General features: G+C 55.0%; 18 protein-coding genes. 7 read left to right on the top strand and 11 right to left on the bottom strand.

Annotation, left to right across the window (positions count from 1 at the left end; genetic code table 11):
• The first annotated feature begins 127 nt into the window (after window positions 1–127).
• The 4 genes from CU102_RS05700 (at window position 128) to CU102_RS05685 (ending at window position 2,592) form a co-directional block, all read left to right on the top strand.
• Window positions 128–766, top strand: coding sequence for a thermonuclease family protein (locus tag CU102_RS05700; RefSeq protein ID WP_106710069.1), 639 nt, complete (start codon window positions 128–130; stop codon window positions 764–766).
• Complete coding sequence (locus CU102_RS05695; protein WP_106710068.1) at window positions 763–1,374, top strand: glutathione S-transferase; 612 nt, start codon at window positions 763–765, stop codon at window positions 1,372–1,374. Before CU102_RS05700 ends, CU102_RS05695 begins: the two co-directional genes overlap by 4 nt.
• A 2-nt stretch (window positions 1,375–1,376) precedes the next feature.
• Complete coding sequence (locus CU102_RS05690; RefSeq protein WP_106710317.1) at window positions 1,377–2,006, top strand: uracil-DNA glycosylase family protein; 630 nt, start codon at window positions 1,377–1,379, stop codon at window positions 2,004–2,006.
• Window positions 2,007–2,112: 106 nt separating this feature from the next.
• Entirely contained in the window at window positions 2,113–2,592 is a 480-nt protein-coding gene (locus CU102_RS05685) for an Lrp/AsnC family transcriptional regulator (RefSeq protein WP_106710067.1), read from the top strand.
• Between the two features lie 22 nt (window positions 2,593–2,614).
• On the opposite strand, the gene CU102_RS05680 is transcribed toward CU102_RS05685, so the two are convergent.
• On the bottom strand, window positions 2,615–3,484 hold the full coding sequence (locus CU102_RS05680; protein ID WP_106710066.1) for an NAD(P)-dependent oxidoreductase: 870 nt from the start codon (window positions 3,482–3,484) through the stop codon (window positions 2,615–2,617).
• 64 nt (window positions 3,485–3,548) lie between these two features.
• On the opposite strand from CU102_RS05680, the gene CU102_RS05675 reads away from it, so the two are divergent.
• The gene (locus CU102_RS05675; protein WP_106710065.1) at window positions 3,549–6,008 is read left to right on the top strand and encodes a penicillin acylase family protein; all 2,460 of its coding nucleotides are present in this window, start codon (window positions 3,549–3,551) and stop codon (window positions 6,006–6,008) included.
• A gap of 8 nt (window positions 6,009–6,016) precedes the next feature.
• On the opposite strand, the gene CU102_RS05670 is transcribed toward CU102_RS05675, so the two are convergent.
• The 8 genes from CU102_RS05670 to moaA all read right to left on the bottom strand — a co-directional run bounded on the left by CU102_RS05670 (window position 6,017) and on the right by moaA (window position 12,532).
• Window positions 6,017–6,637 carry a glutathione S-transferase family protein gene (locus CU102_RS05670; RefSeq protein ID WP_106710064.1) on the bottom strand — a complete coding sequence of 207 codons (621 nt, stop codon included), beginning with the start codon at window positions 6,635–6,637 and terminating at the stop codon, window positions 6,017–6,019.
• A 27-nt stretch (window positions 6,638–6,664) separates the two neighbouring features.
• The gene (locus CU102_RS05665; RefSeq protein WP_106710063.1) at window positions 6,665–7,501 is read right to left on the bottom strand and encodes an ABC transporter permease; all 837 of its coding nucleotides are present in this window, start codon (window positions 7,499–7,501) and stop codon (window positions 6,665–6,667) included.
• Window positions 7,498–8,211, bottom strand: coding sequence for an ABC transporter permease (locus CU102_RS05660; RefSeq protein ID WP_106710062.1), 714 nt, complete (start codon window positions 8,209–8,211; stop codon window positions 7,498–7,500). Before CU102_RS05660 ends, CU102_RS05665 begins: the two co-directional genes overlap by 4 nt.
• Window positions 8,212–8,342: 131 nt before the next feature.
• On the bottom strand, window positions 8,343–9,134 hold the full coding sequence (locus CU102_RS05655) for an ABC transporter substrate-binding protein (protein ID WP_106710061.1): 792 nt from the start codon (window positions 9,132–9,134) through the stop codon (window positions 8,343–8,345).
• Between the two features lie 231 nt (window positions 9,135–9,365).
• Window positions 9,366–9,884, bottom strand: coding sequence for a molybdopterin-guanine dinucleotide biosynthesis protein B (mobB, locus tag CU102_RS05650; protein WP_106710316.1), 519 nt, complete (start codon window positions 9,882–9,884; stop codon window positions 9,366–9,368).
• Window positions 9,881–10,510 carry a molybdenum cofactor guanylyltransferase MobA gene (gene mobA / locus CU102_RS05645; protein WP_245425216.1) on the bottom strand — a complete coding sequence of 210 codons (630 nt, stop codon included), beginning with the start codon at window positions 10,508–10,510 and terminating at the stop codon, window positions 9,881–9,883. The genes mobB and mobA overlap by 4 nt, the downstream gene beginning before the upstream one ends.
• A gap of 2 nt (window positions 10,511–10,512) precedes the next feature.
• Entirely contained in the window at window positions 10,513–11,436 is a 924-nt protein-coding gene (locus CU102_RS05640) for a DMT family transporter (protein WP_166648319.1), read from the bottom strand.
• Window positions 11,437–11,542: 106 nt separating this feature from the next.
• A complete protein-coding gene (moaA, locus tag CU102_RS05635) occupies window positions 11,543–12,532 on the bottom strand; it encodes a GTP 3',8-cyclase MoaA (protein ID WP_106710059.1) in 990 nt (329 codons plus the stop codon).
• Window positions 12,533–12,722: 190 nt separating this feature from the next.
• Between moaA and CU102_RS05630 the strand changes: the two genes are divergently transcribed.
• On the top strand, window positions 12,723–13,103 hold the full coding sequence (locus CU102_RS05630; RefSeq protein WP_106710314.1) for a gamma-butyrobetaine hydroxylase family protein: 381 nt from the start codon (window positions 12,723–12,725) through the stop codon (window positions 13,101–13,103).
• A gap of 245 nt (window positions 13,104–13,348) precedes the next feature.
• Window positions 13,349–15,265: a L,D-transpeptidase family protein gene (locus tag CU102_RS05625; RefSeq protein ID WP_106710313.1), complete on the top strand. Its 1,917-nt coding sequence runs from the start codon at window positions 13,349–13,351 to the stop codon at window positions 15,263–15,265.
• Between the two features lie 10 nt (window positions 15,266–15,275).
• Here the strand turns inward: CU102_RS05625 and CU102_RS05620 are convergent, their stop codons facing one another.
• Window positions 15,276–16,016: a proteasome-type protease gene (locus tag CU102_RS05620; RefSeq protein ID WP_106710058.1), complete on the bottom strand. Its 741-nt coding sequence runs from the start codon at window positions 16,014–16,016 to the stop codon at window positions 15,276–15,278.
• A gap of 31 nt (window positions 16,017–16,047) precedes the next feature.
• Window positions 16,048–16,845, bottom strand: a complete 798-nt coding sequence (locus tag CU102_RS05615) for a transglutaminase family protein (RefSeq protein WP_106710312.1) — start codon at window positions 16,843–16,845, stop codon at window positions 16,048–16,050.
• Between the last annotated feature and the right edge of the window lies 1 nt (window position 16,846).

Below are 16,846 nucleotides of genomic sequence, written 5' to 3'. Positions count from 1 at the left end.
TGCGGCAGCATTGCAGCGCAAGCCTATTCATAAATGATTAATAGAGGATCAAATCGAATGCGAAGAATCGAATCGTTCCTGGAAGCTGGAAGGTACTCATGACGCACCGTTCTTCTTTGAAATATCGATGACTGGAAGCTATCGCCGCAGGTGGCGGCGTCCGTCCACGCCACGCTCGTTTGGTCGCAAGGTGCTGGATTTCGCGTTGATGGCAATCTTCTTTGCCTTGGTGGCTTTGCTGGCCGCGAAGCTCAACAGGCAAGAACCGGTGGAAGCTCTCGCTGGTAGGGCGTATGTCATCGATGGCGATACGATTTCGATTTCCGGCAGCCATATTCGGCTCAAGGGCATCGATGCGCCGGAACTCACCCAGAGTTGTGGCACGGAGTCGGTAGCGAGCGCCTGCGGCAAGGTCTCCAGGCAAGAGCTGGTGCGCCTCGTCGGTGGCCGTGAGGTACGTTGCGAAGGATACGGTCAAGATAAATACAATCGAAGCCTCGCCACCTGCTATGTTGGCGAAACCAATCTCAATCGCGCAATGATTGAGGCTGGACAGGCCATATCATATGGCGAATATCAGGATGACGAAGCGCAAGCGCGGAAGGAGAGGAAGGGTCTGTGGGTCACCACGTTCGAAACACCGCAGGATTGGCGCAAAGAGCACGAGGAGATGCCGGAGCAGATTCAACCGCAGCCCAATCGGCCGGCAGACTTGCTCGATCAATTGTTTGACTGGATTAATCGCTTATTGGGAGGTCTCTGGTGAAATTATACGATGGAGGGCGTGCGCCCAACCCGCGCCGCATGCGAATTTTCCTGGCTGAAAAAGGTATCGATGTGCCGCTGGTACCCGTTGACATGGCGGCTATGGCTCACAAATCCGCAGAAATTACCGCGCTCAATCCATTTCAGCGCTTGCCGATACTCGAACTTGACGATGGCACAATCCTTACGGAGTCCGTGGCGATCTCGCGCTATTTCGAAGAGCTACATCCGGAGCCGGCGTTGTTTGGCAGGGGTGCTGTTGCCAAGGCTCAGGTGGAAATGTGGAACCGGCGTGTCGAGCTCTACCTGCTGGCCTCAATCACTGCGGCCTTCCGGCATACACATCCAGCCATGGTTGAATGGGAGATTCCGCAGGTTGCAACTTGGGGTGAGGTCAACCGACCGAAAGCTGTGGCCTATATGAAAATCATGGATGACCAGCTCGCAACCAATGAATTTATCGCGGGCAGCGAATATTCTATTGCTGATATCACACTGCTTGTGGCGATGGATTTCCTGAAGCCCGCGAAAATCCAGATTCCCGAGGAGTTCGTTCACCTCAAGCGTTGGCATGCTGCCGTGTCGAGCCGCCCCAGCGCCAAGGCGTGATCTTGGTCAGCCCTTCTGGATCGCCCGGTACCCTATCGGCCGAAATCAAGGCATGCCGGATTTGCCGCGATGCGCCGCGCTATGGCGCACCGCTGCCAGATGAGCCCAACCCTGTTTGCGTGCTCTCTTCGACAGCGCACATTGTCATTTGTGGACAAGCGCCGGGTATCCGAGTCCATAATACGGGCTTGCCTTTCAACGATCCGTCGGGCGTCCGGCTGCGTGACTGGCTTGGTGTTGATCGAGAGACTTTTTACGACTCGGGCAAATTCGCCATCGTGCCGATGGGTTTCTGCTTTCCGGGTTACGATGCCCATGGTGGTGACCTGCCGCCACGGCGGGAATGCCGCGAGACCTGGCATGAACGGGTATTTCGGACAATGCCGCAGGTCGAACTCATTCTGACGATTGGCCAATATGCGCAGGCATATCACCTCGGTCGCCGCCGCCGTGCAAGCATGGCCGAGACGGTATCGAACTGGCGCGAGTATTTCGAAACATCGAATGCCCCCTCTATTTTGCCCCTGCCGCATCCTTCATGGCGCAACAACGTATGGTTGAAGAAAAATCCGTGGTTCGCGGAGAACGTCCTGCCCATCCTTCGGGAGAAGGTCAGAATTCTAATTTCCTAGTTCGAAGGACGAAATTTTTTTCAGATTTGAAAAGATTGGAATAAATTTCTTGTACGCTGGTTGAATATGGGACCATAAAGTATCCCATTCCACAGGGAAGGTAATCATGGACAGACTCGACCGAAAAATTCTTCGCCTCCTGCAAGAGGACGCAACTCTTGCCGTGGCCGATGTGGCAAAGAAAGTCGGTCTATCGACGACACCATGCTGGCGCCGTATCCAGAAGCTGGAAGAAGATGGCGTTATTCAGCGCCGCGTTGCCATTCTGGACCCTGTCCGGGTCAATACCAAGGTGACGGTTTTCGTCTCGATCCGCACCGGGTCGCACAGCAATGAATGGCTGAAGCGCTTTTCCGAGGTTGTGCAGGAATTTCCGGAAGTGGTTGAATTCTATCGCATGAGCGGCGATGTTGATTATCTTCTGCGGGTGGTTGTACCGGATATCGCGGCGTACGATGTGGTCTATAAGCGCCTGATCACCAAGATCGATATCCGGGACGTTTCATCGGCTTTCGCCATGGAGCAGATCAAATACACGACGGAATTGCCGCTGGACTATATGAGCATCGAGAAGGAACCGGCCTGACTTGGCAGGCCGGCGGTTCGGATTATTTTTCCAGGCGTGCCAATAGGGATGATGTATCCCAGCGGTTGCCGCCCATAACCTGTATGTCCTTGTAGAACTGATCGACCAAAGCGGTAACCGGCAACGTTGCGTTATTGCGATCAGCTTCCGCCAGGCAAATCCCAAGATCCTTGCGCATCCAGTCCACGGCAAAGCCGAAATCATATTTCCCGGCACTCATGGTCTTGTGACGGTTTTCCATCTGCCATGAGCCGGCGGCACCTTTGGAAATGACCTCAATGACCTTCTCGATATCGAGGCCAGCCCTCTTGCCGAAGTGAATGCCTTCCGCAAGTCCCTGGACTAGCCCGGCTATGCAAATCTGGTTGATCATCTTCGTCAATTGCCCGGCGCCGACCGGTCCCATCAGGCCAACCATCTTGGCAAAGGACTCTATCACCGGCTTGGCCCTGTCAAATGCGTCCTGTTCTCCTCCGACCATCACGGTAAGCGCTCCATTCTCCGCGCCAGCCTGGCCGCCGGATACTGGAGCATCCAGAAAATGGATGCCTTTCTTGCGGGCTTCCGCGTCGAGTTCACGCGCAACCTCTGCAGACGCCGTCGTGTTGTCGATGAAGATCGCTCCATTCTTCATTGAGTGAAACGCACCGTTTTCGCCGATGGTTACCGAGCGCAGGTCATCATCATTGCCGACGCAAGAAAACACAAAATCCTTGTCCGCTGCAGCTTCCTTCGGGGTCGGCGCGTGGGCGCCTTTGAATTGCTCGGCCCATTTCTTTGCCTTTTCGCTGCTGCGATTGAAGACAGTAACGTCATGGCCGCCGCGTGAGTTCAGATGACCCGCCATCGGGTACCCCATGACGCCAAGACCAATAAAAGCGACTGTTGCCATTCCGTAGTTTCCTCTGTCAGATAGGCCAAATTGTTGAGTAACAGGATCGGGGGACGTTAGGACAATGCGGCGCATCATCAAAGGCCTATTGTGGATTGTTTTCTCCCTCATCCCTATCGCAATAGTTGCCTCGATCCTTGGCTACGTCTGGTTGGCACGTTCAGTCGCACCCGCCACTGGCGAGATATCGCTAGCCGATCTATCAGGTCCCGTAACGATTACCCGTGACAAGAATGCTGTTCCGCACATAAGCGGCAACTCCATCGACGATGTTCTGATGGCCCTCGGTTTTGTCCATGCGCAGGAGCGTCTGTGGCAGATGGAAATGAACCGTATGGCGGGGCAGGGGCGCCTTTCCGAGATTTTCGGCGACAAGACCATTTCCACCGACCGATTCATCCGGTCGATTGGACTTTACGAATCTGCTGAAAGCTCGCTCGCATCGCTCGGCGACCCGGATCGCCAGAAGATCGAAGCCTATGTGCGCGGAATCAATGCATTTATCGCCAGTCCAGGCCCCGTCTTTGGTGCCAAATATTCCCCCGAGTTTGTCATTCTAGGAGACTCACCGGAAAAATGGATTGCAGCCGATGTCATCGTGACGTTGAAACTCATGTCGGTGACCTTGGCGGCCAATATCGATGACGAGGTGTTGCGGTTGAAATTTGCACGGCTCGGCATGAGCGATGCCGAGATTACGGATTTGCTGCCGCCCGTGCCGGGCGATGCGCCGCCGCCTTTGCCGGATCTGCGTCAGTTGCTCGGATTATCCAGTGGCACACTCAAGGCCGGTGCCATTGAGGCCGAAAAACAGTTTGCATCACTCAATGAGATCATGGGCAGCGGAGCGTCGAACAATTGGGTTGTAGGCGGTGCTCGAACCGAGAGTGGAAAGCCTATTCTCGCCAACGACCCTCATCTTGGACTGACCTCCCCCGGGATCTGGTATCTGGCACATCTTCAGGTCAAGAACAGCGATGGCACGTTGAAGAATCTCGTTGGTGTTACCTTGCCTGGGGCGCCACTGGTGCTGTTAGGGCGGAACGACAAGGTTGCCTGGGGCTTCACCAATACCGGTGCCGATGTTCAGGACATTTTCATCGAGAAGACCAACCCTGACGACCCGAACCAATACCAGGCGCCCGAGGGTTTCCGGCCATTCGAAAAGAAGGGCGTTACAATCAAGGTCAAGGGCGGCGATGCCGTCAAGTTCGACCGTCTCGTTACCAGGCACGGCCCGGTCCTGCCTGCAGACTATCGTGGACTGGATCATTACCTTCCCGAAGGCACGGTCGCTTCGCTGTCCTGGACCGCATTGGCCGGCGATGACAAAACGATCTCCGCGGGTCTGAAATTATGGGAATTTGCTAGCGTCACTGAATTTCAGAACGGGATGCGCGATTTTGTGACGCCAATGCAGTCGATCGTCATCGCGGATACCAACGGCGACATCGGGCTCATCGCCCCGGGCAGGGTGCCTGTCCGCGATCCGGCCAATCAGATCATGGGCCGCGCTCCGTCACCTGGCTGGGATGCAACCTATGATTGGAAGGGTTTCATCCCGTACGAAGAACTGCCACGGGTCTACAATCCTGCGGACAATGTGTTGGCGACTGCCAACACCAAGATGGTTGATGCGAGTTACCCGCATTTCCTGACTTTCGATTGGGATGAACCCTGGAGGTTCGAGCGGATCAAAACGCTTGTCTATGGCGCAAACCAGCAGACGTTGGAAACCAATCGCAAGGTTCAGGGCGATGCCCATAGCAATGCCTATGCCGCATTGGCCCCGATCATGCTCAACCTGGTCGAGCGCCACAATGATGTGGACCTCGACGTCCTCAAACAACTGAACGCCTGGGACTTTGTCGAGGACCGGGCTCGCATCGAGCCTTTGTTCTTCAATGCGTGGCTCAGGATGGCGACCAAGCGGATCTTTGAGGATGATCTTGGCGATGTCTTTCCGTCGTTCTGGCAGGGACATGTCGGCGCAATGTTGCGGTGGCTCGGACCAAATCCGGCGCGCGACTGGTGTGACGACCGGCGCACACCGGAAAAGGAAAGTTGCGGCGACGTCCTTGCGCTGGCGCTTGGCGATGCGGTTAGCGACCTTGATATGCGGCTGGGGTCGGACCGATCGAAATGGAACTGGGGTGCGTTGCATTATGCCTATGGCGCACACCGGCCATTTTCCCAGGTCAGCCCGCTCGACCGGCTCTTTGATGTTACTGTGCCTGCGTCTGGCGGTGCCTACACGCTTGATCGAGGCAAGTCTTCCTTTACAGACGACAGCAATCCGTTCCGTGTGACGCACGGCACCAGCTATCGTGGATTATTTGATCTCGCCGATCTTGACCGGTCTACCTATATCCAGACCAGTGGCCAGTCAGGGAACGTGTTTTCCGCGAACTACCGGGATTTTGCGCAGAAGTGGGCAAACACCGAAGCGATCACCATTCCTATTGACGAGAAACGCTACGAAGAGGGGTTGCTCGGCGTGTGGCGTCTGAAACCCAAGAACTAGTACGCGGATCAGGTGAGGGGGATCATTACCGCTTTCTGGTACGCGGGGCGTTCTTGCAGGCGCGCATACCACGCCGCGAGGTGCGGAAGGTCTGGCCGTTCGATGGTCATTTCGAACCAGGCATAGGCGAAGCAGCCGAGCGGGATATCGCCAATTCCGAACTTGTCGCCTGAAAGGTAAGGCTGCGACGCAAGCGCAGCATCAACAATCGAGAACAGGCCGCAGCAGTTGTGGCGGCCTTTCTCCAACGCGGTATGATCTTGTTTGTCTGGCGCCAAGCGTACAACGTTCCAGAAGACATCGCGAAACGGTATCGCGAGGGTGGACGTGGTCCAGTCCATCCACTTTTCGGCCTTGGCTCTTGCTGCCGCATCATCGATCCAGAGCGTTGATCGACCATACTGCGAAGCAAGATAGCGAACGATTGTGTTGCTTTCCCAAAGCACAAGGTCACCGTCTTCAAGCGTCGGCACCAGCCCATTCGGATTCATGGTGCGATAAGCTGGATCGGACACAATACCAAATGCCCCGCCGGCCGGAATGTTCTCGTATGGAACCCCAACCTCTTCGGCGGCCCAAAGTGCCTTCTTTACGTTGTTCGAGTTCGTGCGACCCCAAATCTTCAGCATGGTCCGTTTCTCTTTTCGGTGGATATACTAGCGGATGAGATGGCGTGTGATGCGCCGTTCCATCCAATCCCACAGATGCCGGAGAATTTCTACAAGGATTAGATAAATGATTGCGGTCCACAGATAGGTCTGGAAATCAAAAGTACGAGAGTAGGCAAGCTTCGTGTACCCCATCAGATCATAGACCGAAATCAGAGCTACGATTGCAGAGCCTTTGATCATCAGGATCACTTCATTGCCATAGGGGCGCAACGCGACGATGAGCGCCTGTGGCAGAATGATCTTCCGGAATGTGACGGATTTGGAGATACCAAGCGACGCAGCGCCTTCCCATTGTCCCAAAGGAACACTGCGGATCGCTCCGCGCAATATCTCGGCCTGGTAGGCCGCGGTGTTGAGCCCGAATGCCAGCAATGCACAGAACCAGGCTTCCCGGAAGAATATCCACAACCCAACCGATTGCAGCTCTTTGCTGAACGAGCCGACCCCGTAATAAATCAGAAAAACCTGGGCGATAAGCGGCGTACCGCGGAAGAAATAGACATAGAAATAGGCAATCGACGCAATGATGCGGTTCTTGCTCAGGCGGCCCAAAACAACTGGTATGGACAACACGGCGCCAAGGATGATCGAACTGCCGACGAGGGTAATCGTGGTCCCCAGGCCCGACAGGTATGTCGGTCCATATTTCTTTACCAGTTCAATGTTCCAGGCGCTGTAAAGATACACCACCAGACCAAGGAGAAGCGCAATCCAAAGTCCAACGAGCAGATAGCCGAACACACGCGATCGGGTCCAGCCTTTGGGCGGCGCCGGCGGCCGCAGGACAGTGGGTGTGCGTGCATTAACGAGGCTCTCGGTCATCGCTTTACCCCACTCTTGGCGGCCCAGCGATCAATGCCATCAATGACGAAGGACGAAAGGATGGCAAGTGCGAGGTAGATCATGCAGGCAGTGCCGTAGAACAAGAACGCGTGTTTCGTCACACGTGCTGCTACGGCGGTCTGGCGCAATATATCAGCCAGCCCGATTGCCGAAACGAGTGCCGTGTCCTTGAGCAGGATCATCCAGAGATTGCCCAATCCAGGAAGGGCTATCCGGATCAACTGCGGCAGGATGACCTTTCGCATTGTCTGGCCGTTGGACAGTCCAATGGCGTAGCCGCCCTCGTACTGACCCTTCGGTATCGCCCGAAACGCCGACAGAAATACTTCACTGGCATAGGAGGAAAAGACGGTCCCCATCGCAAACATGCCGGCGATGAAGGAATTGATCTCGATTGTCCCGGTGTAGCCGAACAACTGACCCAGCTTTTGAATACCAATCTGCCCGCCGAAATAGACCAGAAACAAAGTGAGCAATTCAGGCAGGCCGCGGAAGATCGTCGTGTACATGTTTGCTGCAAGCTTGACGGATGGTTCCGAAGACTGCTTCCCCAGCGCGACAAAGAAGCCAACTGCCAGCCCCAGCGGTAGCGTTGCCAAAGCCAGGCTGACTGTGACGAGTATCCCGCTGGCAATGCTCGGGCCCCATCCGCCCTCGCCAAAACCAAGTAACGCTATCGAGCCTTCCATAGGCAACTTTCATGTCTTGCGGGCTATTCCCCCTTGGCCTTTTTTGAGCCAGCCCGTCATTATTTGAAGTTCATAGTGTAGATGGCGGCGTTGCCGCCATCTACTATTCTTATCGAGTCAGTTCGTTCGGCTCAATCCTCGCCGCCGTAAACATCGATCTTGAAGTACTTGTCGTTGATTTCCTTGTACTTTCCGTTCGTACGGATCGCGGCGATGGCTGTTGTGAACTTGTCAGCCAGAGCCGTATTACCCTTCTTAACGGTTACACCGGCTCCTGGGCCATGGATCGCAACATCAGGTTCGATTGTCCCGAGCAGCTTGCAGCAGGCGCCGGCATCGCTGTCGAGCCACTGACCAAGCACGATCACGTCATCCATGACTGCATCGATGCGACCATTGGAGATGTCGAGCTTGTACTCATCGGCGGTCGGATACATCTTGAGTTCCGAGCCGCTGTACTTGGCTTCAGCATAGTTGGAATGGCTGGTCGAACCCTGAACGCCGAGGGTCTTACCCTTGAGAGCTTCAGGAGTAATGTCCTTGATGTCGGAATCCTTCGGCACCGCAATCGCAGGTGGCGTGTTGTAGTATTTCTTCGAGAAATCGACTTTCTCCAGCCGCTCCGGCGTGATGGACATGGACGCGATGATCGCATCAAACTTCCCTGCCTGCAGAGCAGGGATCATACCGTCCCAATCCTGTGTAACGAAAGTGCATTCTGCTTTCATCTGTTCGCAGAGCGCCTTGCCGATATCGATGTCGAAACCTTCAAGCTTGCCATCGGGCGTCAGGTTGTTGAAGGGAGGGTAAGCTCCCTCGGAAGCGATAGTCAGCTTCATGGCGTCCTCTGCGTGGGCCGCACCCATTGTCATGGCAAGGGCTGCAGCGGAAATCGCGAGTGCGAGACGCTTGGTGATACGCATTATTTGAACCTCTCTTTTGTGGCCCGGCTGTTCCCCTGTTCTTTTGGACAGCCTTCCGGGCAAGTCGCAGTGTTTCACTGCTACTAGGCCGGATATTCCCACTAGTTTTCAGCCAAATGCAACCAGGAATCGTGCGTCATCGAACGAATCTAAAGGGCAAAACCACACAAATATTTTGCTATCATACTTTTGTTGCGCGCGTTCCGGTTGAAACGCCATTTTCTGATACACCTATCGCGAAAGTCCACACTCACGCTCAATCAGTCCAGCCAACCCCGCGATATCATCGAGATCATAGACGGGAACGTGTTCCCCCACGACCGGATGATCGCTCGCGATGGCAACGATCGTTGGGTCGTTCAGCGCCAAAGGCTCGCCTGACCTACCTTCAAGTCTCCTGGTCTCTATTTTCTTGTGATGCTCGCGCTTGTAGCCTTCCACCAACACAAGATCGCAAGGCGACAGCCGACCAATAACATCTATCAGCGACGGCTCGTCTTCGCCGACCAATTCGTGCATCAAGGCCCAGCGTTGATCGGAGACGATTGCAACCTCACCCGCGCCGGCTTTGCGGTGCCGATAGGAATCTGTCCCTTCCTTGTCGATATCGAAATTGTGGTGGGCGTGTTTCACTGTTGATACCCGCCAGCCTCGCTGTGTCAACTCGGCTACAAGCTTAACGGTGAGGGTCGTCTTGCCCGAGTTCTTCCATCCGGTAATGCCGAATATGCGATGTTTGGCGGACGTCATTGTATCGTGATCCATCGTTGCCGGGCGTCAGTGATATCCTGAGGCGTATTGATATTAAAGAATGGATCGAAGGGCGTGCCCGTTCGCGCTGTAACTATGGGGAACTCGGCGACCTTGTGAGGGTGTCCCTCAATCCAGGTCAGGACGCGGCGGTTTTTGTCATCGCTCAGCCATTGGCGCAGATCGGCCCTGTGGAAGACCGGCCAGAAACCGAATACCGGATGCAGCCTGCCTCCGGAAGCGGCCACTCCAATATGGCTTGGGGCGTCGGCAATCGAGCGGCGAAGAGTATGAACAAGGTCTTCCGGGAAAAAGGGCGTATCGGCAGCCACCGTCACGATGTGCGAGAAGGGCGTTGCTTGATTGGCGGCCCATTCCATTGCGGCCAGAATACCGGCGAGCGGCCCGGCAAATCCACCGATATCGTCAGGAAATACGGTGACCCGCAAATCGGAAAATCGTGATGGGTCGCCATTGCTGTTCAATGCAATGGTGTCGATCTGTCGGGATAGGCGTTCGTAAACATGATCGATCAGGCGTCGATCGCCGAAGGGCAACATTGCCTTGTCTTGCCCGCCCATTCGGCTGGATTGACCTCCCGCCAGGATTACACCTGCAATTCGCATACTCATACTCCGTCAGGCGATGTTGCCGTCGCTTCAGCGGTGATTGCCACCGGTCTTATGCGGCTGACAATCCGCTCACGGTAAAGCGTATAGAGGCCACTGCCAATGACAATGACGGAGCCGACGATCATTGGAATGTCGGGCAAATCACCAAAGAAAAGAAAACCGAGCAAGATTGCCCATAGGAGACTTGTATAGCGGAATGGTGCGACGAAGGAGATTTCGCCCTCGCGCATGGCGAGAATAATAAAGTGGTAGGCGACGATCACGCAGCAGGCGGCGAGTGTCAGAAGCAGCGTATTTTGCGACGTCATCGGTGTCCAACCACCGAGAGGGCCGATCATCGCCACTCCGGCGAGGGAAACTCCGGCGGACGTCAATGCTGAAATCATCAGCACGGGAATGGTTTTTGGAACTTTGCGTGTGGCGAGATCGCGGAGCGCGGCAAAGACAACAGTGACAACGATGAGGAGAATATAGGGGCTCACGCCATCACCGCCCGGGCGCACGATGATGAGGACCCCAGCAAATCCGACTGCGATAGCGATCCAGCGCCGCCAGCCGACAGGTTCGCCAAAAAACATTGCTGCACCCATGGTCACGACCAGAGGCAGGGCCTGGAGGATTGCCGATGTCAGGGCAAGGGGGACGTGAACGAGGGCAACAAGAAAGCTGACTGTACCAACGACTTCGCCGATGACGCGCAGCACAGTCATCTTATGGAGAGCATCTCGTAGTGGGGTCAGCATGCCTTTGTGCCAGGCGAGCGCCAGGATCAGCACGGTCGCGATCAATCCTCGCACAAGCATGACCTGTCCCATGTTCATGTGCTCGGCGACATATTTTACCGTAGCGTCATTGAAGGTGAAGCTGGCCATGCCAATCGCCATGAACAGGCTGCCACGCAGATTGGGGGATAGCGCCAAGTTGATCATTCCAATTTGAGTGCGGCGATTCTCCTCCAGAATCGCATGAGTTGATATATCAACCCTCGCACGCCAAAGCATTCGGAATATTACGAGAAGGTAGGTCCTAACCGCCGGTGACGCTCATGTGGCGCGCAACTGCCGGACGATTGTGGCGCCGGTCGATGATGAAATCGTGTCCCTTGGGCTTGCGGCCAATGGCTTCATCAATGGCATTATTCAGAAGTTCGTTGCCTTCTGACGCGCGCAAGGGTTCGCGCAGATCAGCAGCGTCCTCCTGACCAAGACACATGTAAAGCGTCCCGGTGCAGGTCAGGCGAACGCGATTGCAGCTCTCGCAGAAATTATGAGTCATCGGTGTAATGAACCCGACGCGACCACCGGTTTCCTTCACCTCGACATAGCGCGCAGGACCGCCGGTCTTGTAGCCGATATCTTCCAAAGTAAATTGTTCACTAAGTTTGGCCCGCAGCAATGACAGCGGCAGATACTGGTCGGTCCGGTCGAGATCAATCTCGCCCATAGGCATGGTCTCGATCAGCGTCAGATCCATGCCGCGGCCGTGTGCCCAGCGGATCATCTCCGGAACCTCGTGATCGTTGAAGCCCTTGAGGGCGACGGCGTTCAATTTAATGTGGAGGCCAGCATTCTGGGCGGCATTGATGCCATCTATGACGCGGTTGAAATCGCCCCAGCGGGTGACGGCATGGAACTTGTCAGGATCAAGCGTGTCCAGCGACACGTTGATACGCTTGACGCCGTATCCAGCCAGTTCGTCGGCATACCGCGCCAATTGTGAGCCGTTGGTTGTCAGCGTCAATTCCTCAAGAGCGCCTGATTTCAGGTGGCGCGAGAGCTCCCCGATCAGATGCATGATGTTCCTGCGCACGAGGGGCTCGCCACCGGTGAGACGGAGTTTCTTCACACCTCTCTCGATGAATGCAGTGCAGAGACGATCGAGTTCCTCGAGCGTAAGCAGTTCCTTCTTGGGCAGAAACGTCATGTGTTCCGACATGCAGTAGGTGCAGCGAAAATCGCAGCGGTCCGTAACGGAAACGCGCAAATAGCTGATCGTTCGACCGAATGGATCGATCATGGGTGCCTGGTATGTCGTGCTATCGAGCAATGCTATGTGGTCCAAAGGCCATCCTCCACCTCAGTAAATAGGATGCCGGCAGACGCTTGTCCAGTCATCCTGAGGAGGCTGCATTTCAGTCTGCGTCATTGTCTGCTTGCAGCAGTCATTAGTGACGCTTACAGAGGAGCAGAACGGGGATTATACCACCATGACCAGTGCCTGGCCCAATGAATTGCGCGTGTCCAAAGATCGGCGGTCGCTCAGGATCGCCTTCGACAATGGCGAAAGCTACGAACTGAGTGCGGAACTGCTGCGTGTCGCGTCGCCGTCGGCGGAGGTGCAGGGGCATTCACCTGAACAGCGCGTGACGGTACCTGGCAAAATGAACGTCGAGATCGTCAAGATGGAGCCCGTTGGCAACTATGCTGTGCGCATTGTCTTTGACGACATGCATGACACTGGTTTGTTCAGTTGGGATTACTTGATGGACCTGGGCCGCAACAGGGATGCTCGCTGGCAAACTTACCTCGATGAACTCCGCAAAAAAGGACTGAGCCGCGAACCGGTTTCACCGCGGCGCGCTCATTGAGCGGCCTCGCTCGGCTAAAACCATTACTTATCAAGTATTTATGCCCATAATCGATGCCTAATGAGGCAGCGTCGCGGTTCATGTGTCGAAATCGGCACACAGGACAAAAATGTGACCCAGGAGAATAATCCGTGGGGCACGGGGCATTGTTAAAAGTTTCTAAATAGGATGCGGTGAAACTGGCCACACCAAATCCATGGCCCATGTTCACCCGTGGGCACGACAGCACCTTCCGGGCGGAAATCATGACTTCCAATTCAAAAAAACATGCACTCTTTTTGGCGGCCATGTTGTCGGCCACAGCCGTCCCGATGACGTCTGCTTTCGCCGCCAACAATTTGATGGAACTGTTATTCGGTAGCCGCCGTATTGAATCGCAGCCAGTCTTGCAGCCCAACCAGGTTCGGCCGGGTGCTGGTGAATCTCCAAAGCGCCCGTCGGTACCAGTCAAACGTGTCACCGTGACCGCGCCGACAAATTATGACTACAAGCCCGAAGGACTCGTCCAGGTAGATTTTGCCAAGGTCGATCCGCAACTCACCGCATCTGCCGACCATGGTATTGTTTCGCCGCCGCAAATGGAACAATTCGGGCTCAAGATTGATCACCTCAAGGATGCACACGTTCTGGCGGAGAAAGAAATCGCCGATGCCATCGTTTCCTATTATGCCACGAAGCAGCGACCGATATGGACGGCATCCTATGATGTGACCCCTAAAGCGAAGGCGGTCGCGGCGCTATTCGCCAAAGCCGCCGAGGATGGTCTTGATCCCGCAGATTATGCGGTTTCGCTGCCGAGCGATGACTATGACCGTTCGGATATCCCTGCGCGGTTGAAAGAACTTTCGGCGTTCGAGTTGATGATGTCGGCTCGCGCGCTGCGCTACGCGATGGATCAAGGTGAGGGCCGCATCAATCCAAACCGACTGAGCGGATTCCACGATCTCGCTATGGACCGCGTAAAGCCGCGCGATGTGATCGACCAGCTTGGTTCCTCGAATGATCCAAGCGCAACCCTTCAGGCGTTCGCGCCCCAAAACAAATGGTATTCCGAACTCAAGCAGAATCTGCAGGAACTCGGGGACAGCAACGAGCCTGTCGTGCGTGTCACTGCGGGTACGATGATCCGGCCCGGCGACGAGAATCCGGAAATCAAAAATGTAGTGGCGTTGATCAAGGCCAAGGCGCCGAAGGACTATCTCCTGAACCACGAAGCCGTTCTACAGGCGCATGAGAATGCCAATGTTTACGATGAGAGCCTCGTTGAAGCCGTCAAGGACTTCCAGAAGGGCCAAGGGCGTAAAGCCGATGGCGTCATCGGCACCAACACTATCCAGGCGCTACAGGGCGAAACGACCGCGTCCAAACGCGATCGCATCATCTATTCCATGGAGCGGTTGCGCTGGCTGCCGCATGATTTCGGCAAGCGGTATGTTTTCATCAACCAGCCTGCCTATCGGGCGCAATACTTCGATGACTACGCCGAGAAGCTGGCGATGAACATCGTCGTCGGATCACCTACGAACCAAACCTATTTCTTCAATGACACCATCGAAACGGTTGTCTTCAATCCGTCTTGGGGCGTACCGCGTTCGATTATCCTCAACGAGATGATGCCGAAGATACTCGGCAATCCGTCCTATCTCGAGAACAGCGGCTATGAGGTCTATGACAAGTCCGGCCGAGTTATTCCGTCAAGTTCAGTGAACTGGTACCAGGTGGCCGCCAATGGCGGCGGGGTAGGCATTCGTCAAAAGCCAAGTCTCGACAATGCCTTGGGCGAACTAAAGATCCTGTTTCCGAACAGCCATGACATCTATATGCATGACACGCCGGCCAAGTCCTATTTCAAGCGGGACATGCGGGCGTTGAGCCATGGCTGTATCCGACTGGAGCGACCGCGTGATATGGCTGCGGCTGTACTTGGTGTTCCCGTCGAAGATTTGAAACAGTATTTCGGCAAGAACGAGCGCAGCGTCAGAGTAAAGGATCAGTTGCCGGTCTATGTTTCCTATTTCACGGCATGGCCAGACGCAGCGACGGGCGATATCCAGTATTATGACGACGTTTATCAGCGCGATGCCTATCTCGAGAAAGCATTTCTGAAAACACGGGCCGTCCGGCAAACCAATGTCCAGGCCGCGCAGACGGCACGGCTCTAGGGCAAGACTGTTAACTTCGTGGTTCTATCTCAAATGGTGGCAGGCTTTGCAACGCGAGTTTCAACGCCTGTGACCAGCCTTCGGAGATGGTCTCGTAATAGGGATCGTGGCGTTCGATCCTTCTTTCGAATCCGAGCCTGAGACTGTCTGATTCATAGAATTGCAGATCGAGTGGCAAACCGACCGACAGGTTGGATTTCAAGGTTGAATCGAAGGATACAATCAAGAGTTTCGTGGCCTCTTCAAACGTCATTCCCGGATCATAGGAACGTACGATGATCGGTTTGCCATATTTGTGCTCGCCGATCTGGAAGAAGGGCGTATCGGGCGTCGATTCAATGAAATTGCCTTCCGGATAAATCAGAAAGAGACGTGGATCTCCGCCTTTGATTTGTCCTCCGAGGATAATCGAAGCACCGAATGAATCCGCGCGCTGTCCGCCCGTATCCACCTCCTCGATTACATGCCTTATCGTATCACCGACGAGGCGTGCGGTCTGGAACATCGATGGCATGTCATATATCGATGGAGACCGTTCAGAGGGCATTTTGGTGCGCTCGTTCAGGATGCTGATGACAGCCTGCGTCGTTGCGAGATTGCCCGAGGACAGCAGCGTGATTACGCGATCGCCAGTTTTGGCCCAAGTGTACATTTTCTTGAACGTCGAAACGTTGTCGACACCAGCATTGGTTCTGGTATCGGACATAAACACAAGGCCGCGGTCCAGCTTAAGGCCTACACAGTAGGTCATGGCGAATCCCAAATCTGAATAATCGGACCGATTACTGCTCTACATTGACTTCCACGGCAAGCGATTCAATGCCGGGTCCAAAACGTATACCCGAAATTGGCGCGGCTTCGCGATAGTCGAGGCCGCATGCGAGGCGGACATACCCTTCGTTCGGGCAAATATCGTTTGCCGCGTCAAACCCCACCCAGCCGAGGCCATCAATGTGAGCTTCCGCCCAGGCATGGCTGGCGGTCTGTTCGATGGAGTTGTTCAACATAAGGTACCCTGACACGTAGCGGGCCGGGATATTGAGGAGGCGCGCTACGGATAGGAAGATGTGAGTGTGGTCCTGACATACGCCTCTGCCGCCGACCAACGCGTCTTCGGCTGTCGTCAGAATATTGGTCGCGCCAGGCGTGTACACTACTCTCTGATGCAAGAAACCCATGAGTTCATGCATGACCGCAAGCTTGTCGGACTTGACCTGGAGACTTGCTGCTAATTCGCGGATTGCTTCGCCGGGTTTTGTAAGTTCGGTCTCGCGTTCGTAGAGCCAGATCGGCGTGAAATTATAGATTTTGCCAAGCACGCCAGTGCGATCTTCGGTTTCAATCTTCCCCTCAGCGCGGATGACAAGGTCCTGCACATCGCGTTCAAGGCTAATCAACATGGTGCGATTGCCATATCCGTCTCGGTAGTTTGCCTCCTGCTTCGCACCTTCCACCGTAACCGTCCAGTCGATGACCTTTTGGCCGGGGCTGCTTTGCGGATGTATGCGCAACCGCAGCACCGAATAATGCACCGGAGCGTCGTAGCGATAGTGGGAGTTGTGCTGGATGTTCAGAAGCATG

It is taken from the genome of Phyllobacterium brassicacearum, from assembly GCF_003010955.1.
GTDB classification, from domain to species: Bacteria; Pseudomonadota; Alphaproteobacteria; order Rhizobiales; family Rhizobiaceae; genus Phyllobacterium; species Phyllobacterium brassicacearum.
This window is presented reverse-complemented; position numbering and strand designations above follow the sequence as displayed.